Source organism: Microbacterium sp. KSW4-4 (assembly GCF_023091185.1).
GTDB lineage: Bacteria > Actinomycetota > Actinomycetes > Actinomycetales > Microbacteriaceae > Microbacterium > Microbacterium paraoxydans.
This window is the reverse complement of record NZ_JAHWXJ010000001.1, coordinates 1,488,200-1,507,331: the sequence shown is the minus strand read 5'-3', so window position 1 is coordinate 1,507,331 and position 19,132 is coordinate 1,488,200. Positions and strand designations below refer to the sequence as shown.

The 19,132-nt window shown below is 68.8% G+C and carries 21 protein-coding genes; 9 read left to right on the top strand and 12 right to left on the bottom strand.

The window, feature by feature from the left end; all coding sequences use genetic code 11:
- Positions 1 to 9 precede the first annotated feature (9 nt).
- The 5 genes from KZC57_RS07615 to KZC57_RS07595 are packed head-to-tail and all read right to left on the bottom strand — an operon-like array spanning position 10 to position 4,611.
- A complete protein-coding gene (locus tag KZC57_RS07615) occupies positions 10 to 477 on the bottom strand; it encodes an Lrp/AsnC family transcriptional regulator (RefSeq protein ID WP_025102615.1) in 468 nt (155 codons plus the stop codon).
- A gap of 55 nt (positions 478 to 532) precedes the next feature.
- Positions 533 to 1,693 carry an acyl-CoA dehydrogenase family protein gene (locus KZC57_RS07610; RefSeq protein ID WP_247641402.1) on the bottom strand — a complete coding sequence of 387 codons (1,161 nt, stop codon included), beginning with the start codon at positions 1,691 to 1,693 and terminating at the stop codon, positions 533 to 535.
- On the bottom strand, positions 1,690 to 2,448 hold the full coding sequence (locus KZC57_RS07605; protein WP_247641401.1) for an alpha/beta fold hydrolase: 759 nt from the start codon (positions 2,446 to 2,448) through the stop codon (positions 1,690 to 1,692). The genes KZC57_RS07610 and KZC57_RS07605 overlap by 4 nt, the downstream gene beginning before the upstream one ends.
- Before the next feature lie 40 nt (positions 2,449 to 2,488).
- A complete protein-coding gene (locus tag KZC57_RS07600; protein WP_247641400.1) occupies positions 2,489 to 3,406 on the bottom strand; it encodes a sugar kinase in 918 nt (305 codons plus the stop codon).
- Positions 3,403 to 4,611, bottom strand: a complete 1,209-nt coding sequence (locus tag KZC57_RS07595; RefSeq protein WP_247641399.1) for an MFS transporter — start codon at positions 4,609 to 4,611, stop codon at positions 3,403 to 3,405. Before KZC57_RS07595 ends, KZC57_RS07600 begins: the two co-directional genes overlap by 4 nt.
- 377 nt (positions 4,612 to 4,988) lie before the next feature.
- On the opposite strand from KZC57_RS07595, the gene nrdH reads away from it, so the two are divergent.
- Genes nrdH through nrdF form a run of 4 tightly spaced genes read left to right on the top strand, consistent with a single transcriptional unit; the run spans position 4,989 to position 8,874 of the window.
- Positions 4,989 to 5,222 (top strand): glutaredoxin-like protein NrdH, encoded by a 234-nt coding sequence (nrdH, locus tag KZC57_RS07590; protein WP_017202656.1) that lies wholly within the window; start codon positions 4,989 to 4,991, stop codon positions 5,220 to 5,222.
- Between the two features lie 56 nt (positions 5,223 to 5,278).
- Complete coding sequence (gene nrdI / locus KZC57_RS07585; protein WP_060922465.1) at positions 5,279 to 5,713, top strand: class Ib ribonucleoside-diphosphate reductase assembly flavoprotein NrdI; 435 nt, start codon at positions 5,279 to 5,281, stop codon at positions 5,711 to 5,713.
- Positions 5,710 to 7,854: a class 1b ribonucleoside-diphosphate reductase subunit alpha gene (gene nrdE / locus KZC57_RS07580; protein WP_060922464.1), complete on the top strand. Its 2,145-nt coding sequence runs from the start codon at positions 5,710 to 5,712 to the stop codon at positions 7,852 to 7,854. The genes nrdI and nrdE overlap by 4 nt, the downstream gene beginning before the upstream one ends.
- A gap of 39 nt (positions 7,855 to 7,893) precedes the next feature.
- Entirely contained in the window at positions 7,894 to 8,874 is a 981-nt protein-coding gene (gene nrdF, locus KZC57_RS07575) for a class 1b ribonucleoside-diphosphate reductase subunit beta (protein WP_060922463.1), read from the top strand.
- Between the two features lie 151 nt (positions 8,875 to 9,025).
- Here the strand turns inward: nrdF and KZC57_RS07570 are convergent, their stop codons facing one another.
- The 4 genes from KZC57_RS07570 to KZC57_RS07555 form a co-directional block, all read right to left on the bottom strand.
- Positions 9,026 to 9,454, bottom strand: coding sequence for a hypothetical protein (locus KZC57_RS07570; protein WP_105950407.1), 429 nt, complete (start codon positions 9,452 to 9,454; stop codon positions 9,026 to 9,028).
- A 469-nt stretch (positions 9,455 to 9,923) separates the two neighbouring features.
- Positions 9,924 to 10,199: a hypothetical protein gene (locus tag KZC57_RS07565; protein WP_060922461.1), complete on the bottom strand. Its 276-nt coding sequence runs from the start codon at positions 10,197 to 10,199 to the stop codon at positions 9,924 to 9,926.
- 83 nt (positions 10,200 to 10,282) lie between these two features.
- Complete coding sequence (locus tag KZC57_RS07560) at positions 10,283 to 10,930, bottom strand: hypothetical protein (protein WP_217584767.1); 648 nt, start codon at positions 10,928 to 10,930, stop codon at positions 10,283 to 10,285.
- Positions 10,931 to 10,934: 4 nt separating this feature from the next.
- Positions 10,935 to 11,249 (bottom strand): hypothetical protein, encoded by a 315-nt coding sequence (locus KZC57_RS07555; RefSeq protein ID WP_105950405.1) that lies wholly within the window; start codon positions 11,247 to 11,249, stop codon positions 10,935 to 10,937.
- A 132-nt stretch (positions 11,250 to 11,381) separates the two neighbouring features.
- Between KZC57_RS07555 and KZC57_RS07550 the strand changes: the two genes are divergently transcribed.
- Entirely contained in the window at positions 11,382 to 13,190 is a 1,809-nt protein-coding gene (locus KZC57_RS07550) for an oleate hydratase (protein ID WP_217584768.1), read from the top strand.
- Positions 13,191 to 13,237: 47 nt separating this feature from the next.
- Positions 13,238 to 13,864, top strand: coding sequence for a hypothetical protein (locus tag KZC57_RS07545; RefSeq protein ID WP_247641398.1), 627 nt, complete (start codon positions 13,238 to 13,240; stop codon positions 13,862 to 13,864).
- Between the two features lie 16 nt (positions 13,865 to 13,880).
- On the opposite strand, the gene KZC57_RS07540 is transcribed toward KZC57_RS07545, so the two are convergent.
- On the bottom strand, positions 13,881 to 14,270 hold the full coding sequence (locus KZC57_RS07540; RefSeq protein ID WP_247641397.1) for a hypothetical protein: 390 nt from the start codon (positions 14,268 to 14,270) through the stop codon (positions 13,881 to 13,883).
- Between the two features lie 56 nt (positions 14,271 to 14,326).
- Here KZC57_RS07540 and KZC57_RS07535 point away from each other — a divergent pair, with 56 nt between their 5' ends.
- From KZC57_RS07535 to KZC57_RS07525, 3 genes are all read left to right on the top strand, one after another.
- The gene (locus KZC57_RS07535; protein WP_082750075.1) at positions 14,327 to 14,947 is read left to right on the top strand and encodes a cyclodeaminase/cyclohydrolase family protein; all 621 of its coding nucleotides are present in this window, start codon (positions 14,327 to 14,329) and stop codon (positions 14,945 to 14,947) included.
- A gap of 283 nt (positions 14,948 to 15,230) precedes the next feature.
- Entirely contained in the window at positions 15,231 to 15,746 is a 516-nt protein-coding gene (locus KZC57_RS07530) for a hypothetical protein (protein WP_247641396.1), read from the top strand.
- Between the two features lie 304 nt (positions 15,747 to 16,050).
- Positions 16,051 to 17,541 carry a thioester domain-containing protein gene (locus KZC57_RS07525; RefSeq protein ID WP_247641395.1) on the top strand — a complete coding sequence of 497 codons (1,491 nt, stop codon included), beginning with the start codon at positions 16,051 to 16,053 and terminating at the stop codon, positions 17,539 to 17,541.
- Here the strand turns inward: KZC57_RS07525 and KZC57_RS07520 are convergent.
- On the bottom strand, positions 17,509 to 18,525 hold the full coding sequence (locus tag KZC57_RS07520) for a cation transporter (RefSeq protein ID WP_144882192.1): 1,017 nt from the start codon (positions 18,523 to 18,525) through the stop codon (positions 17,509 to 17,511). The genes KZC57_RS07525 and KZC57_RS07520 overlap by 33 nt on opposite strands.
- Positions 18,522 to 19,016: an ABC transporter substrate-binding protein gene (locus KZC57_RS07515; RefSeq protein WP_247641394.1), complete on the bottom strand. Its 495-nt coding sequence runs from the start codon at positions 19,014 to 19,016 to the stop codon at positions 18,522 to 18,524. The genes KZC57_RS07520 and KZC57_RS07515 overlap by 4 nt, the downstream gene beginning before the upstream one ends.
- Positions 19,017 to 19,132 lie beyond the last annotated feature (116 nt).

The following is a 19,132-nucleotide window of genomic DNA, read 5'->3' as shown; positions in this document are numbered from 1 at the left end:
GGCCGACCGTCAGCGCGTGCCCCAGGCGAACTGCTGCTTCTGGAGCTTCGCGTAGATGAAGGTCTCCGTCGACACCACCCCCGGGATCGGGCGGATGCGGTCGTTGACGAGCGCCAGCAGATGATCGTCGTCCTCACACACCGCCTCGACGAGCACGTCGAACGATCCGACCGTGATCACGACGTAGTCGACCTCGTCGATGTCGGCGATCGCCTCGGCCACGCCTCGGGCGTCCCCGGCAACCTTGACGCCCACCATCGCCTGCCGGTGGAAGCCGAGCTGCATCGGGTCGGTCACCGCGACGATCTGCATCACCCCGGACTCGGTGAGCCGCTGCACCCGCTGCCGGACGGCGGCCTCGCTCAGGCCGACGATCCGGCCGATCTCGGAGTACGAGCGCCGCCCGTCCTCCTGCAGCATCTCGACGATGGTCTTGGAGATCGCGTCGAGGGTATGGTCCTTCTTCGACGGTGCCATGGTGCGATCTTGGCACCGCGGACGGTCGTGGACAACGGGGTGTGCGTGCCCCCGCTCAGGCCTCGATCGGGCCCAGCCAGGCGCTCGCCGCGGTGGCGTGCGCCGACTCCGGGTCGGAGGGGTGGAACGCGCCGGCGAGGACGTCTCGGTACAGCCGGGAGAGCTCATTGGCGCTGAAGTACGAGCCGCCACCGGCCACCAGCATCGCCTCGTCGACCACCTGCTTGGCCATCGTCACCGCCCGGTGCTTGACTCCCGAGAGCGCGGGGAACCAGCCGGCCCCGCGGTCCGTGCGCTCGTCGACATCGCGGGCGAGTACGGCGATCTGCGGAGGGAGTGCGTCGTAGGCGAGGGCCATGTCGGCGATCCGCCAGCGGATGTCCGGATCCTGGCTGTACGCGGCGCCGCTCTTCTTGGAGCGGCGCCGGTGGGCCGTCGCCACGGCCAGCTCGAGGGCCCGCCGGGCGATGCCGGTGTAGACGGAGGCGAGGAGGATCTCGAAGACCGCGAAGATGCCGAAGACGATCGGGTCGGGGCTCGGGCCGGGGTCGATGCGCCGCACGACGTGTGCCGCGTCCGCGACGGCCCCCTCGAGGCGCGTGGTCCGGCTCTGGGTGCCGCGCATGCCGAGGGTGTCCCAGTCGTCGGCGGTGGTGACCGCGGACGTGCGGTCGACGAAGGCGAACACGAGCTTCGGCGCGTCGGGGCTCGTGGTGTCGAGCCCGTGCAGGCCGAGCTTCGTCCACACGGGGGCGAGCGAGGTGAAGATCTTGGTGCCGGTGAAGGCGTAGCCGCCGTCGCCGTCCGGGGCCGCCGCCGTGTCGCTCCCGAACAGCACGAGGTCGTTGCCGCCCTCGCTGATGCCGAACGCGAAGACCTCGCCGGCCACGGCGCCGTCCTGCACGAACTCGAGACCGGGGACCCCGCGATCCGAGAAGACCTTGGCCACGCCGGTCCAGACCAGGTGCATGTTGATCGCCAGGGCGGTCGCGGGCGCGGCGCCCGCGAGCCGCTGCTGGAGGAGGGCGGCCTGCTCGAGGCCGAGCCCCGCGCCGCCGTGCTCCCGCGGCACGAGGATCGACAGGTAGCCGGCCGCGCGGAGCTCATCGAGGTCGGCCTGGGGGAAGGTGTTCTCCCTGTCGTGGATGGGGGCGCGCTCGCGGATGCGGTCGAGCAGGTCGTCGGGGAGATACGCCGACGGGTCGAAGTCGGTCATGCCAGAGCCTCCAGGAGCTGTCGGATCGATTCCTCCGGGCGGTCGCGATGCACCGAGTGGCCGGCGCCGGCCACGACCGACAGGGAGATGCGGGGGTTGCTCGCGAGCACCTCGTCGGCGAGGGCTCCGGTGAAGATGCTGGAGATCGCGGGATCGCCCCCGATCACGTGCGTGGGCACCGTTAGACGGGCTGCGTGCGCCCGGACGTCCCACGGCTGGTTCTGTGCGCTGGTCTGCTCGACCGCCCACGTGCTCGCCCGCCGGACAGCGTCGACCTTGAGCTCCTGATCCTGCGGGTGCCAGTGCGGGTGCTCCTGTCGCACCGTGTCGAGGCGGTTGTCGGCGAAGGCGCGTTCCTGGCTGCGGCGGACGTCGGCCGCGTCCTGCTGGACGACGTGGATCGCGGGATCGATGAGGACGAGGCGTCGTGTCCAGTCCGCGTCGTCCGCGGCGGCCACCGTACCGGCGGCGCCGCCGAGCGAGTGCCCGATGACGGCATCCCAGGCGCCCGCACCGGGAGGGCGCGTCGCCGCGAGGTCCGCGGCATACGCGGCGACGGAGTAGTCGAGCGCCCGCGGGGCGTCGCCGTGGCCGCGCAGGTCCACCGCCGTCGCGTGCCAGCCGGCCGCCGCGAGGGCGTCGCCGAGCCGCCACATGAGCGCGCCGGACGATCCCAGACCGTGCACGAGGAGTGCGTGTCGCGGTGCAGCGGCATCGCCCCAGCTCAGGCGGGGGAGGGTGACGGGAGCGGGCATGGCACCAGCCTACGACCGCGCCGGGACACGGCGGGCGGCGTCAGCGCGCGGGCTCCAGGGGTGGCAGGTCGGCAGCGATGCGGAGCACCCGCGCGGCGGCCTCGTGTCCGGCGGCCAGGCGGGTCTCGAGGTCGGCGCCGTCGAGCGTCGCCGCGAGGAACCCGGAGGCGAAGGCGTCTCCGGCGCCGACGGGCTCGACGACGTCGACGGTCGGTGCGGGCACGAACACCGGGTCCGCGTCGCCGAGGAAGGCCGTGGCACCGACGTCGCCGTCCTTGACGACGAGCAGTCCGCAGTGCGGGAGGTGGGCGCGGATCTCCGGTGCTGTGGCAGTGCCCCAGATGCGCTCGGCCTCGTCGCGGCCGACGAAGGCGATGTCGGCGGCGTCGGCCAGACGAGCCAGCGTGGCGGACGCCTCCTCCGGGCTCCACAGTGCCCGGCGGTCGTTGACATCGAAGGAGACGACGGCTCCGGCGGTGCGCGCGTCGGCGAAGAGCCGGTCGACCATCGCCAGGCACGTCGCGGACAGCGCCGGGGTGATGCCCGTGGTGTGCACGATGCGCACGCCGGCCAGCTGCGCGGGGGACAGGAACCCCGGTGCCATGCGCGAGGCGGCGGAGCCGCGGCGGTAGTAGTAGACGGCCGAGGACTCCACGCCGGGATCCTTGAACATGACGCCGGTCTGCGCTTCGGCGTCGAGCTCGGTCCACAGCTCGACGCGGCGCCGCTCCAGTTCGCGGGAGAGGCGGCGGCCGAGGGGATCGTCGCCGAGGCGGGAGGCCCAGGCGGCGCGGTGGCCCGCGGCCGCCACTCCGACCGCGACGTTCGCCTCCGCGCCCGCGTGCGTGATCGACGCCGTGTCGGCGGACGCGAGGTCGGCGCCGGTGGGCGTGATCAGTGCCATCGACTCGCCGACGCAGACGATCGCGGGGGAGGAAGACGGGACGGAGAGGCTCATGAGGGGGTGACCGCCAGGGGCTCGGTGTCGGGATGGGGGCTCGCGTCGCGGTGACGCAGATCGGGGAAGGAGCGCACGAACACGATCGAGACGAGCAGTCCGACGCCCGCGAAGATGGTGGCGGCCAGGTAGGCGCCGCGCCAGTCGCCGACGTCGACGAGGAAGCCCGCGACCGCCGATCCGGCCGCGGCGCCGATGAGCTGGCCGGTGCCCGCCCAGCCGAAGGCCTCGGCGGTCTCGCTGAACTTCACGCTGGCCGTGGTGATGGCGAACAGCACCGCGAGGGCGGGGGCGATGCCGATGCCGGCGAGGATGAGCGTGCCGCCCAGCCAGTAGACGTTGAGCATCACCATCGTGAGGGCCAGGCCCACGGTGACGATGAGCAGGCGGCGCGCCATGGCCCACGGACCGATCGGGATGTGGCCGAAGGCGAGGCCGCCGGCCAGGCTGCCGGCGGAGAAGACGGCGAGGATGAGGCCCGCCGCGAGGCTGCCGTGTTCGAATGTCGCGACCACGCCGACCTCGACCGCCGAGCAGGCGCCGATGAGGAGGAATCCGATGACGGTCGCGAGGAGCACGGGCGGCTTGAGCACGACCTTGCCCAGGGCGTTGCGGCTGCGGGGGATGCGCACGCGGCCGACCTCGGGGGAGAGGATGAACCACGCGCCGCCGGCGACGAGGACGATCGCTACCAGGAGCAGACCCTCCATGGTGCCGACCTGGGTGGAGACGAGGGTGATGACCACCGGCGCCAGCACCCAGATGATCTCCTGCAGGGAGGCGTCGAGGGAGAACAGGGGGGTGAGCTGACCGGCGTTGACCAGCTTCGGGTAGATGGTGCGGACGGCCGCCTGCACGGGCGGCGTCGACAGGCCGGCGATCATGCCGAGAGCCATGTAGCCGGGGACGGAGAGCGGCAGCAGCCCGAGACCGAGCACGGCGATCACGCAGACGGACAGCGTGAGGGTCAGCACCCGCCGCATGCCCCACGCGCCCATCCACCGGCTGGTGATGGGGCCGGCGACCGCCTGGCCGACGCTGGTCGCGGCGAGCACGAGGCCCGCCGATCCGTACGATCCGGTCTGCTGCTCGACATGCAGCAGGATCGCCAAGGACATCATCCCGTTGGGGAAGCGCGCGGTGAGCTGGGCGGCGATCATGCGGCCCACTCCCGGCGTGCGAAGAAGATCCCGATAGCCCGCCACCAGACAACGGTACCGGGCCGCGGGGACGTCGGGGAGACGGGCCGGTGGCCGCGGTGCCGCGACACGCCGTGGACACGCCGGCGGACGAATTCCACAGGCCTGGGGATGTCCGAAGCCCCTCGTAAGGTGCCACCTGTGGATGGATCCCTCACAGGCTCCTCCCAGCCGCGATTTCCCGCGGCTCGACGACCTCGGGAGAGGGGGTCCGCCTGTGGAAGAAACGGTGGAGAACCTGTGTTGTATCTGTAGAGAGCGGTGGAAAAACTACACGGATGTAACTACTACCCCTTGTGGTCGCACCGAATGTCCGTCCCTATATGTAGTATTGAGATCCCGGCGGAGGTCTGCCGGAGAAACCAGAGATTTGAGGGGTTCAGATGTCGATCACGGTGTACACCAAGCCTTCCTGCGTCCAGTGCAACGCGACCTACCGTGCCCTGGATGCCAAGGGCATCGAGTACGAGATCCACGACCTGTCGGAGGACCCGACGGCCCTGGAGCAGGTCAAGGCGCTCGGCTACATGCAGGCGCCGGTCGTCGTCACCGACGAGGACCACTGGTCGGGCTTCCGTCCCGACAAGATCGACGAGCTCGCGTCCCGCCTGGCGTAGTCCGACAGGCTCGCCACCCGGCCCTTCGACAGGCTCAGGAACCCAAGGAGAGAGCTATGAGCGCCGTCGCGACCGCAGCGCCGCTCCTGGTCTACTTCTCGAGCGTGTCGGGTAACACCGCGCGCTTCATCGAGAAGCTCGGGCTTCCCGCCCGACGCATCCCCCTCCACCGGAACGAAGAGGACCTCGTCGTCGACGAGCCCTTCGTGCTGGTCACCCCCACCTATGGCGGGGGTGCCGGGCGCGGGGTCGAGAAGGGGGCCGTGCCCAAGCAGGTGATCCGGTTCCTCAACGACGAGCGCAACCGGCGTCATATCCGCGGGGTCATCTCCGCGGGCAACACAAACTTCGGCGACGCGTTCTGCCTCGCCGGCGACATCATCAGCCGCAAGTGTCACGTGCCTCACTTGTATCGGCTCGAGATCTTCGGCACACAGGACGACGTGGATCGCGTGAGCGACGGATTGGAACGACGGTGGAATCTTCAATGACCGAGACAGTGGCATTCAAGGTGAACCCCGCGTACGAGGGCCTGGACTACCACGCGCTCAACGCGATGCTGAACCTGTACGACGCGAACGGGAAGATCCAGTTCGACGCCGACAAGCGCGCCGCGCGGGAGTACTTCCTGCAGCACGTGAACCAGAACACCGTGTTCTTCCACTCCCTCAAGGAGCGCCTGGACTACCTCGTGGAGAAGGAGTACTACGAGGGCGCCGTCATCGAGAAGTACTCGTTCGACTTCGTGCAGAAGCTCAACGACCTCGCCTACTCGAAGAAGTTCCGCTTCGAGACGTTCCTCGGCGCGTTCAAGTACTACACGAGCTACACGCTGAAGACGTTCGACGGCAAGCGCTACCTCGAGCGCTTCGAGGACCGCGTCGTGATGACCGCGCTCGCCCTCGCGGACGGCGACGAGAAGCTCGCCGTGAACCTCGTCGAGGAGATCATCTCCGGTCGCTTCCAGCCGGCCACCCCGACCTTCCTCAACGCGGGCAAGGCCCAGCGCGGCGAGCTCGTCAGCTGCTTCCTGCTGCGCATCGAGGACAACATGGAGTCGATCGCCCGCGGCATCAACTCCGCGCTGCAGCTCTCCAAGCGCGGCGGCGGCGTGGCCCTGCTGCTGTCGAACATCCGCGAGTCGGGTGCCCCGATCAAGCAGATCGAGAACCAGTCCTCGGGCATCATCCCCGTCATGAAGCTCCTCGAAGACAGCTTCAGCTACGCCAACCAGCTCGGCGCGCGTCAGGGCGCGGGTGCGGTGTACCTCAACGCCCACCACCCCGACATCATGCGCTTCCTCGACACCAAGCGCGAGAACGCCGACGAGAAGATCCGCATCAAGACGCTGTCGCTCGGTGTCGTGGTGCCGGACATCACGTTCGAGCTCGCCAAGAACGACGAGGACATGTACCTGTTCTCGCCGTACGACGTGGAGAAGGTCTACGGCGTCCCGTTCGGCGACATCTCGGTCACCGAGAAGTACCGCGAGATGGTCGACGACCCGCGCATCAAGAAGACCAAGATCAACGCGCGCGAGTTCTTCCAGACCGTCGCCGAGATCCAGTTCGAGTCCGGCTACCCGTACGTCATGTTCGAGGACACGGTCAACAAGGCGAACCCCATCAAGGGGCGCATCAACATGTCCAACCTCTGCAGCGAGATCCTGCAGGTGAACACGCCGACCACCTACAACGACGACCTGTCGTACAAGGAGATCGGCAAGGACATCTCCTGCAACCTCGGCTCGATGAACATCGCGCTGTCGATGGACGCCGACGACCTCGGCCAGACGGTCGAGACCGCGATCCGCGCGCTCACCGCGGTCAGCGACCAGAGCCACATCGGCTCGGTCCGCTCGATCGAGGACGGCAACGACCGGTCGCACGCGATCGGCCTCGGCCAGATGAACCTGCACGGCTACCTCGCCCGCGAGCACGTGTTCTACGGCTCGGAGGAGGGCGTCGACTTCACGAACATCTACTTCTACACCGTGCTGTTCCACGCGCTGCGCGCTTCGAACCAGCTCGCGATCGAGCGCGGCACGACGTTCGACGGGTTCGCCGACTCCACCTACGCGTCCGGCGAGTTCTTCGACAAGTACATCGACCGCGCCTGGGTCCCGGAGACCGAGAAGGTCAAAGAGCTCTTCGCGGGCAAGCACATCCCGACGCAGGAGGACTGGGTCCAGCTCAAGGCGTCGATCCAGGAGCACGGCATCTACAACCAGAACCTGCAGGCCGTGCCGCCGACCGGCTCGATCTCCTACATCAACAACTCGACCTCCTCGATCCACCCGATCGCCTCGAAGATCGAGATCCGCAAGGAAGGCAAGCTCGGTCGCGTCTACTACCCGGCGGCGTTCATGACGAACGACAACCTGGAGTACTACCAGGACGCGTACGAGATCGGCTACGAGAAGGTCATCGACACGTACGCCGCGGCCACGCAGCACGTCGACCAGGGTCTGTCGCTGACGCTGTTCTTCAAGGACACCGCCACCACGCGTGACATCAACAAGGCCCAGATCTACGCATGGCGCAAGGGCATCAAGACGATCTACTACATCCGTCTGCGTCAGCTGGCGCTCGAGGGCACCGACATGACCGAGTGCGTCTCGTGCATGCTCTGACACTTCGACAGGCTCAGTGACCCAGGAACTAGGACAAGAATGACTCCTCACTCTCCGCTCAAGCTGGTCTCCAGCGTGCAGGCGATCAACTGGAACCGCATCCAGGACGACAAGGACCTCGAGGTCTGGAACCGTCTGGTGAACAACTTCTGGCTGCCGGAGAAGGTGCCGCTGTCGAACGACGTGCAGTCGTGGAACACGCTCACCCCCGACGAGCAGCTGCTCACCATGCGGGTGTTCACCGGGCTCACGCTCCTGGACACGATCCAGGGCACCGTCGGCGCGGTGTCGCTGATCCCCGACGCGATCACGCCTCACGAGGAGGCCGTCTACACGAACATCGCGTTCATGGAGTCGGTGCACGCGAAGAGCTACTCCTCGATCTTCTCGACGCTCGCGTCGACGAAGGAGATCGACGAGGCGTTCCGCTGGTCCACGGAGAATGCGAACCTGCAGAAGAAGGCGCAGATCATCATGGACTACTACCAGGGAGACGACCCGCTCAAGCGCAAGGTCGCCTCGACGCTGCTGGAGTCGTTCCTGTTCTACTCGGGCTTCTACCTGCCGATCTACTGGTCGTCGAAGGCGAAGCTGACGAACACGGCCGACCTCATCCGCCTCATCATCCGCGACGAGGCCGTGCACGGGTACTACATCGGCTACAAGTTCCAGCGCGGACTCGAGACGGCCGACCAGGCGCGCAAGGACGAGCTCAAGGACTACACGTTCTCGCTGCTCTACGAGCTCTACGACAACGAGGTGCAGTACACGCAGGACCTCTACGACGGCGTCGGGCTGACCGAGGACGTCAAGAAGTTCCTGCACTACAACGCCAACAAGGCCCTCATGAACCTGGGCTACGAGGCGATGTTCCCCTCCAGCGTCACGAACGTGAACCCGGCGATCCTGTCGGCGCTCTCCCCGAACGCGGACGAGAACCACGACTTCTTCAGTGGGTCGGGCTCGTCCTACGTCATCGGCAAGGCCGAGGCCACGGAAGACGACGACTGGGACTTCTGAGTCCTGTGCGGGGGGACGCAAGCAGAGCAATGCGTCCGACTCCGGCCGACCCGCTCCTCGGGCTGGCCGGAGTCGCCGTCGGGTGGCCCATCGTGAGTCTGACGATCGCGGTCCGGTCGTCCGCTGTCAGCGCTCAGGCTGAACGGTCGGCCTACGGCACGTACTCGCCCGATGTGTAGTCGGCGACGAGCTTCAAGGTGCCCGCTGACGGCCGCGCCGAGACCCACACGGTGCGTGGATCCCACAGGTTCCCAGGCACCGACAGTTGCGGCGTCGCCCCTATCTCCGCGGCGAGCTGTTCCGGGGTCATACCGTCGGGCGGGCGAACCGTGAACGTCACCGCGCAGCCACCGCTTCCGCAGCCTTCGCTCTGGCCGACCACCTGCGCTCCGGCAGGGAGGGGCACGGCTGATAGGGGAGGAGTGTCGCCCTCGTCGGCCATCATGAACAGCCAGCCCAGCCGTGCGAGGTAGAACACGATGAGGAGAGCTGCGGCGACGATCAGGCCGACCCGGATCCTGCGGCGCCGGGTCGCACCCTTCTCCTGCGGACCGTGGTCGGCTATCGGGGCGGGTTCCATGGCGTGAGCATACCCATCGCCCCCGGAAGATCCATCCGCCGCAGACCGAGCAAGACATAGGCCGGCCTCCTTCGCAGGAGAGATGACGACCGTCATCGCGGTCGCGCTCGCCGCGATTCGCAAGACTATTCTGTGGCGCTGTGCTGCGCAGCAGCCTGGCGGATGTGAACACGGTTCTGGATGTCAGCGGGGAGATGTTCGACGTACGCGAATCAGGACCTTCAGATGGGGTGCACGCCTACCATTTCACGTGGACCAACGGGCCCGAAGACGGTACGTGCGGTTTCTCGCTCGGGGGTAGCAACCTCACAGCCGAGCAGCTGGAACGAGCGGCCCGGAGTTTTGTTCAGTCGTTTTTTGCGCCGGACGGCCTCGGTGCTTCCGACTTCCCCTCCTTCATGGAAGGTCGGAGATCATCGCAATGACACGGGTCGCGGGCCTCTTCCCTCCGGCGGCTATCGGGTAGACCTCAGCGTGCGCTCAGCACGAAGGCCAGAACCGCTCCCAGAACGGTGCCCGCGAGCATCGCGGCGGCGGTCCAGCCGACGATTCGACCTCGGGCGACCTCGCGTTTCGTCGCGTACACGCCCGCGCCGAGGCCACTCGCCGCCGCTGCCGCCATCGTCACGCCGGCGACGAGCGCCTGGACCCCGTAGTCCGGCGTCGGCGGGGCAGGATCGACGAGCGGTGTCGCGAAACGGTAGGTCATGACGAGGCCGAGGGCGATGAGCGAGACGGCGGTCATCGCTGCGATCAACCACCACGCTGTCGATGTACGCATCAGTCACCCGCGCCCGCGCGTCGATTCCGGTCGCGGCGTCGCTCGCATCAGCCGCCGTCCCCGAGCACGGGGACGCCCCAGATCCGTGCCGCATCGGAGATGAGGCGATCCATGCCGTCCGGTGACTCTCGGCGAAGCGGCGCGTCGTCCCTGGTCACCGGCACCGGGATCGCGACCTGTCCCGCTTCCTGCGAGACCACGATCACCAGGGTCGGATAGAGGAAGGCGCCCTCCTGGATGCCGCCCCTCGTCACGCCCTGGATCCGGTCCCGGGGAACGCTGTAGGCCGTGAGGAGACGCGCTCCGCCGCGGATCAACCGAAAGCCCGAGGGCTCGATGACCCCGGTGGGGCTCGCCGTGAGCAGGCCGCGCGGTGCGGCGCCGAGTCCGAGAAGGGGAATCGTGCGCGAGAGGTACGCGGCCACGCCGTTGAGGGCGTAGGAGCCGAAGATCCGTGCCTGCGGCTCACGCTCCCGCAGCGCTCGCCGCTGGGCGTGCTGCAGTCGTCGGATGCGTCCGAGCACGATCCAGATGATCAGACCGGCGAGTGCAACCCCCGCGCCGAACACGAGCGAGGTCGCGACGGGCGGCTCGCCGTCCAACAGGGGACGCACGAGCGCCCCCCAGACGAAGAACGCCGCCAGTGCAGCAGCTATCGCGAGCACCAGTCTGTTGGCGGGCGGGTTCCGGCGCACGAGATCAGCCGCCCCACAGGAACGCGGCGGCGGGAAGGAGCGCCAGGACGCCGAGCACGGCTCCGACGACCGGCCACGCATACCCTCCGCCGTCGGCGCGGGCGAAGACGAGCCCGATCACGCCGAGGAGGAGGGCGATGCCGCCGAAGAGGACCGCGAGCGGCAGCGTGAGGAACACCAGCCATCCGTAGTTCGGGTCCGCCGTCCCCGCCAGGACGAAGACGATCGCGGTCGGCAGGATCCCGACGATCGCCACGACGGCGGAGGCGACTCCGCATCCGAAGGCTCGGCGACGGGGCAACGGAGAGATCTGGGTCACGGGGCGATCCTAGCGATCACGCGATCTCAGCGACGGCGAGCTCCGAGCGGTCGCACAGGAAGCCCTTCCTTTCCGCATCGGTTTCGGCTGGACTGTGCGCATCGGTGTCGAACCAATCGGAGGGTGGGACAGATGTACCGCAGCAATGGGAACTACGAAGCATTCGCACGACCCCGGAAGCCGGAGGGGGCCGACGACAAGACGGTCTGGCTGGTCGGCGGCGGTCTCGCCGCGATGGCGGCCGCGATCTTCATGATCCGCGACGGGCAGGTCGCGGGGGAGCGGATCACGATCCTCGAGGAGCTCGGGCTGCCCGGCGGCGCGCTGGACGGGATCAAGTACCCCGAGAAGGGGTTCGTCATCCGCGGCGGCCGGGAGCTGGAAGACCACATGGAGTGCCTGTGGGACATGTTCCGCTCCATCCCGTCGTTGGAGATCGAGGGTGCCAGCGTGCTCGACGAGTTCTACTGGCTCAACAAGGACGACCCCAACGTCTCCCTGTGCCGGGTGACCGAGAAGCAGGGGCAGGACGCGCATACGGACAAGCTCTTCACCCTCTCGGAGAAGGCGCAGAAGGAGATCGTCGCCGTCATCCTCGCCACCCGCGAGGAGATGGAGGGCAAGCGGATCGACGAGGTGTTCGGCGACGACTTCCTCGGCAGCAACTTCTGGTTGTACTGGCGGACCATGTTCGCGTTCGAGGAGTGGCACTCGGCGCTGGAGATGAAGCTGTATCTGCACCGCTTCATGCACCACATCGGCGGGCTGCCCGACCTCTCCGCGTTGAAGTTCACGAAGTACAACCAGTACGAGTCGCTCGTGCTGCCGATGCGGAAATTCCTCGACGACCACGGCGTGCAGTTCCGGTTCCATCACACCGTGACCGACATCCAGTTCGACATCGAGGACGGTCGCATCCAGGCGACGCGCATCGACTGGGTCGCCGGCGGCGAGCCCGGCGGCGTCGACCTCGGACCGGACGACCTGTGTCTGGCGACGATCGGGTCGCTGACGGAGAACTCCGGCAACGGCGACCAGCACACCGCTCCGGAGCTGAAGACCGGCCCGGCGCCCGCCTGGGACCTCTGGAAGCGGATCGCCGCGAAGTCGCCGGCGTTCGGGCGACCGGAGGTGTTCTGCAGCGACATCGACAAGACGAAGTGGGAATCCGCCACGGTCACCACCGTCGACGAGCGCATCCCGAAGTACATCGAGAGGATCTGCAAGCGCGACCCGTTCAGCGGCAAGGTCGTCACCGGCGGGATCGTCACCGCCAAGGACTCGGCCTGGCTGATGAGCTGGACGGTGAACCGGCAGCCGCACTTCAAGGCGCAGAAGCCGAACGAGATCGTGGTCTGGGTGTACGGACTCTTCGTCGAGACGCCGGGCGACTACGTCAAGAAGCCGATGCAGGAGTGCACGGGCGAGGAGATCGCGCAGGAGTGGCTCTACCACCTCGGTGTGCCGGTGGAGGACATCGCCGAACTCGCCGCGTCGGCGGCCAAGACGGTCCCGGTGATGATGCCGTACGTGACCTCCTTCTTCATGCCGCGCCGGGCCGGCGACCGTCCGCAGGTGGTCCCGGAGGGAAGCGTCAACTTCGCCTTCCTCGGACAGTTCGCCGAGACGACGCGCGACACGATCTTCACCACCGAGTACTCCGTGCGCACCGCGATGGAGGCCACGTATCAGTTGCTCGACGTGGAACGCGGCGTGCCGGAGGTCTTCAACTCGACCTACGACATCCGCTACCTCCTCAAGGCCACCGCGCGGCTGCGCGACGGCGAGACCGTCCACCTCCCCGGCCCGAACTTCCTCCAGGGTCGCCTCCTCGACAAGCTCGACAACACGCAGATGGGAGAGCTGCTGACGGACTTCGGGCTCATCCCCGCGCACGGCGCGACGGTGCCGCGCCCGCGGGACGACGACGCGATCGCCTGAGCATGCGTTCGGCGCGACCGATGCCCGGGAACCCGTGGCCGCACGACATGACCCTCACCGTCGAGGACCGACCGCACACGCTGCTGGAGCTCCTCTGGATCCGCGAGGCGCACGGGCTGGATCCCACCGATGACGCGCTCCCGCCGCCGCTGGTCGATCGACCGGTGGCGGCCGCGCGGCGTGTGGACGAGGAGACCCGTGCGCGCTGGACGGAGGTGTGGCCCCGGATCTGGGCCGACGCCGTCGCGCACGCCGCGACCGACCCGGACCAGGCGCTGGTCGACCGCGCCTTCGCCACGACGCTGAGTCCTGATGAGCGGGAGGCGGTGCTCACTCGGATCGTCGGGCCCACAGCGCGGGACGCGTTCGGGGTGGAGGTGTCCGATGATGCGGCCTACCGCGCGTGGGAGCGGCGCGGTTCCGAGGCACATCTCGCGACGCACCTCACGACGCTCGCGGACAGCCCCGAACGCCGTGACGTCGCCACCCTGGCCGATGCCTGGCGGCGCGGCCTCGGAAGGGTGGTGACGCTGCCCTGCCGGGGGACGTACGTCAGGCAGATCGGACCGCACGCGCTCCTGGTCACCGATGAGGTGCGGAGTGACGCCGCCGCGTACCGCGCGGCGCTGGACTCGTTCGGTCGAGGTCCTTCGGAGCGCCCGTCGAGGGCGTGACGCCCCGCGTGTCGAGTCAGAGGACGAGCGGGAGGAACGACACGATCAGGCCGACGGCGCCGACCGCGGCGAAGACGATCCCGACAGTCCGCAGGACCCGGCGCAGATGAGGCGGCTCACCGATCCGGATGCGAGCCGGGTCGTTCGAGCTGTGGAACCCGTCGAGCCATCCAACGGTGGCGGCCGTGGGCTCGCCGCGGCGCAGCGGTCTCTCGTGGAAGTCGCCGCCCGCGAACCAGCGGGCGGTGAGCCGACCGTCCCGATCGATCACGGCGACCTCGACGGGGACCCACTGCCCCTCGACGAGCCGGATCAGCAGGGCCACGATGAGGAACGGGATTCCGACGCCGAGGCCGATCCAGGACAGCACCTCACCGACGAGGGCCAGGGTGTCGACGAGGTGCACGGCTCCATCGTAGAGAGAGGACGAGGCGCACCCTGCGCGCCGATAGTCTGACCGGCATGACGGATTCCGCAGACGTCCCGACATCACGGCCGATGGATGGCTGGCTCGATGCCCTGAGCCAGCCCACCGGATCGCCGGGCGGAGGAGCGGCGTCGGGAGTGATGCTCGGCCTGAGCGCCGCCCTGATGTCCATGGTGGCCGCATACACCCCTGATGAGCCCGCCGCCGTCGAGAGCGCCGACCGCCTCGTGCGCCTTCGTGCCGAAATCCTGCGGGCGGTCGAAGCGGACGGACCGGTGTCGGCGGATCTCGGCGCCGCGCTCGCTCTGTCGGCGGACGACGGGGCGCGGGAGGAGCGCGTCCGTGCAGCGGCCGTCGACGCGGCGCAGTCGGTCGCGCGGCTCGGGCGCCTCGGCCTCGCCCTGCTCCCGGAAGCGCGCACGCTCTCGGACGACGGCAACCCGTACCTGGCGGTGGATCTCGCCGTCGCGACAGAGGCTCTGCGCGGCGGGCTGTCGGGGGCCTCTCTGAACCTGCGCGCGAATCTGCAGCTCGCCCGCAGGCACGGGGCCACCACGCCGATGTTGACGTCCCTCACGGAGGACGTCGCGCGTCTGGCCGAGGCGCGCACTCAGGTCGGGGGGATCACTGCCGAGCTCTCGGAGCGTCTGGACTGACGCGGGCACCGAGCGCGCATGAGGGACTCACCCCTGCGTGAGGCGATACGAGGGTCGGCGCAGCGCGCGCACCGAGGGATACGTCTCCGCCCCGGGGAGTGGGCGCCGATCGATGTCGAAGCGCAGACTCGCGTCGTCCTCAGGGTGAGGTGACTCGAGCCGCACGTCGGCGAACGGGCGCCACCTAAAACCGGGATCCGGCTACCATGTCGACGCGAGGAGCTCGGCGGTCCGGACGGTCCCCTGCTTCGGTCGGCGGGCGGGTCTTGATAGCATCCCGCCCATGAGCACGCCGGACTCCGATGCCGCTCGGCCCGAGCACGACCGCGCCGCGATCAAGGAGCGGGTGTACGCGACGTTCACGGGCCTCGCCATCGTGCTCGTGCAGAACTCCAATGTCGAGCACACCAGCGCCCTGCAGGCCACCGTGACCCTGCTCATCGGCATCGTCGCGATCGCGCTGGCGGGCTTCGCCGCCGATCTGGTCGCGCACCTCGCGACGCATGGCAGCTTCCCCCGGGGAGCGGACCTGCGCGAGGTCCTGGGGCTCACCGGCACGGCGCTCGGCTCGGCGGCGGTGCCGCTGCTCGTCCTCCTCGCAGCCGTGCTGGGGTGGATCGAGCTGCGGACGGCTCTCACCGTCGCGTCGATCGTCTACGTCGCGATCCTCGGGCTCATCGGGTACGTCGCCGTCCGCCGGACCGGGGTGCGGTGGTGGCAGCAGCTCATCGCACTGGGCATCCTCGTCGGGCTCGGCGGCGTCGTCGTGCTCGTGCAGCAGCTCGCGCACGGACACTGACGGACACACCCGTTGCGCGGACCGTGCGCATGGTTCATCCTGAACGTGCTGCACGGGCCGGCTTGGGGGGCCTCGACGGTCACGCTGCGGCCGACGGAGCGCCTGCCACCCAACTCCCTCCCCCGGCGGGCGCTCCGCTGTGAGAGCGATCTGCCGCCGCACCGACGCGGTTCGACTCACCCGGGTGATCATCAGCCCCGCCCCTGTGATCGTGCGGCCCGCAGGCTTATCGTCGGTGGGCAACGGCGGGCTGTCGCAGTCGGAGAACCCGTCACTCGGATCATCGGCGAGATCGAGGGACACCATGCACACGGAGACCACGCGCGCGCGCACGCGGACAGCAGGGGCACTTCTGGCGACGGCCATCGCGGCGGCGATGGTGCTCTTCGGTGCGACGCCGGCGTCCGCACTGTGGGATCCCGACCCCGTGCTGCCCCGGGCGGGCTTCTTCACGCAGGTCACGATCACCGGCTCGCAGTACCCGACGAATGTGACGGGGGAGCTCACGACCCTGGCGCCTACTCCCGGCGCGTACCCGGCGACCGGCGCCTCGGTGGAGGCCGTGAGCCCGCAGCTCATCACCATCGCCGACCCCGTCTCCGGAGCGACCGCCTCGGCCTACTGCATCGACTTCAGCACGGAGACCGGCATCGGCGCGGGCTACAACATCGGGGAGTGGGACGCATCGAATGTGCCCAACCTCGATTACATCAACTACATCCTCAACAACTACTTCCCCTTCAACACCGCGAACCCGCTCTCCGGCCTCCCGCTCTCGCAGCAGGTCGCCGCGGTGCAGAGCGCGATCTGGTACTTCAGCGACGGCTTCGTGCTGGCGACGGGGACCAACGCGACCATCCGGAATGCGACGGCCGCCGTCGTCCAGGCCGCGCTCGACAGCGGCGGCCTCCCGGAGCCGGCTCTGCCGACGCTCGCGATCGACCCCGACACCACCACGGTGCCGGAGGACGGATCGATCGTGGGACCCTTCACGGTCTCCGGCACCACCAGCGGCACGCTCGACGCGGCCGTGGGCGTGGAGGTCTTCCTGGATCAGGCGGGAACCCAACCTGTTCCCGTCGGTAGCGCGGTCGCTTCCGGCACGCAGCTCTGGGCGCGGTGGACCGGGCCGGCCGCGCCGGTGAACGGGTTCCGGATCACCGCGCAGGTCTCGCTCACCCAGGGCACGGTCTACCTCTACGACACGGAGTCGTCGGACAGGCCTGCGGCGCAGAAGCTCGTCCTGGCACAGACCACGACGCTCCCGGTTCGGACCGGCGTCCGCGCGACCCCGTATGCGTCCGGGGAGATCAGCGTGCAGAAGATCATCACCGGAGACGGCGCGGGACTGCAGGGCGCCATCACCATCGACCTCGCGTGCACACCCGCCCCGGCTGAAGGCGTCGTCGTCTCCGCCACGATCCCCGCGGGCGCCACGAGCGCGGATCCCGTCGTCTTCACCGGTCTGCCGGACGGGGCGACGTGTACGGTCAGCGAGTCCGCGGACGGCGCCAACGATGCGGTCACGCTGGCCGCGCAGACCATCGAACCGGAGACGGTGACGGTCGACGCGGCCGCGACGGAGCCCGTCGTCGTGACCGTGACCAACACGTACGACCCCGTCGAGACGCCGAGCAACGGCGGCGGCGGCGAGGGCGGTGACAACGGCGGTGAGGGCGAAGGGCTCGCGGCCTCCGGGCCGACGTCCATGACGGGTGCGCTGACGGTGGCCGGGCTGGGTCTCCTGCTCGCGGGTGCTCTGCTACGGGTGCGGCGACGGACGGCGCTCCGCTGAGGATGCGGCGTCCTCGTCGTCGTCCTCCCGTCGCGTGAGATGGTCGGCGAGCTCCGGGACCAGCACGAGGACGACATCGACGAGCTTCCAATCCAGGCCCTGGCACTGCTGCCGGACACGGTCGAGCTCGGCGAGGGAGGGCAGGGCATCGTCGACGGGGACGACGAACGCTTCGACGTGGAAGAACTGTCCCTGATCCCGCGTCCGCACGGCGACGTCGCGCACCCAGGGCAGGGAACGCAGGTGGTCGAGCACGGCATGGGAGTCGGGGTGCGGCTTCTCGTCGTCGAAGGTCGTGGCCCTGGTGTCCATGAGGTCGGTGATCGCGGCGCGGGTGTTGCGCCACCCGTCCCAGAGGATGCTCCCCGCGATGAACGTCGCCGCGGCCGCGTCCGCCCACCACAGCCCGAGCCCGATCCCGCCGACCCCGACGATCGATCCCGCTGCCGTCATCCAGTCGGCCTTGTTCATGTCGGCGTCGGCGTAGAGGACCTTGTTGTGCAGATCCTTGGCCAGGCGCATCTTCACGCGGCCGAAGTAGATCGGCAGCGGGATGGTCAACGCCATCATGCCCATCATCAGCCAGCCCGACCAGATCACGTGGCCGAACACCTGGACCGAGCCGATCGGCGGCCGGTCGCCGCTCACCAGTCCGATGACGGAATCGACCAGGAGGAACGCGCCCATGGTGAACAGGGCGACGCCGGCCACGAGGTGGGCCACGCCGACCGAGCGGAAGAACCCGTACGGGTACTTCGCGGTCGCCGGCTTCGCGATGATGCGGACCGCCAGGAGGAAGGCGATCGGCGGCGCGAGGGAGAGCAGGTCTTCGATCCAGGCGGCCTTCATCGCCTGGGAGTTGCCCATCACGAGGTAGACGCCGGTGATCGCCACGGCGAGGAACGCGAGCGTGTACCACTCGAAGCGGATCGCCCGGCGAAGCGTGTCCCGCTGCGCGGGCGGAAGGGCGGGATGGCTCCTCATCGGGCGCCTCCTCGTTCGAGCAGGAAGGTCTCGAGGGTCGTGAGGAACCGGTTCTCCCCCAGAACGGTGAGCATGACGTGCTTCTTCGTCTCGCCCGCGGTCGTCGCATCGTCGAACGGGACGGTCATCGCCGCCTTGTCGACCCAGGGGGTGTCATCGGTGAACCCGCCGACGGCCAGGTCGAGGGCGTGGTCGTGCAGCCGTTCGGCGAGGTTCGCCTCACTGTCGACCGTCCAGACGACGGTCGCGTCCAGCGTCTCGGCGAAGTCCTCCACGAGGCGCACTTCGACCCCGGCCGGGTCCGAGGGATCGGTCGTGTCCGTCCACGGCGGGTTGTGGGTGATCCCGACCCGGATCTCGCCGTCGCGGGCCTCGTCGAGGGTGCCGTCGACGTCGGCGGGGATGGCCGTGCAGCCGGCGAGCATTGCGGCGATCCCGAGCCATCCTCCGACGACCCCGACCGCGCGGCGGTGTGGTCTTCCGGTGCTCATCCTGCGCATCGGCGCGCGACGACCAGGACTGAACATCGCTTCGTTCGCTCCTCTGGGGTAGGAAAAACGCGCCGCACAGGCGACGCGAAGGGCATGGCTCTCACCATAGCCCGACC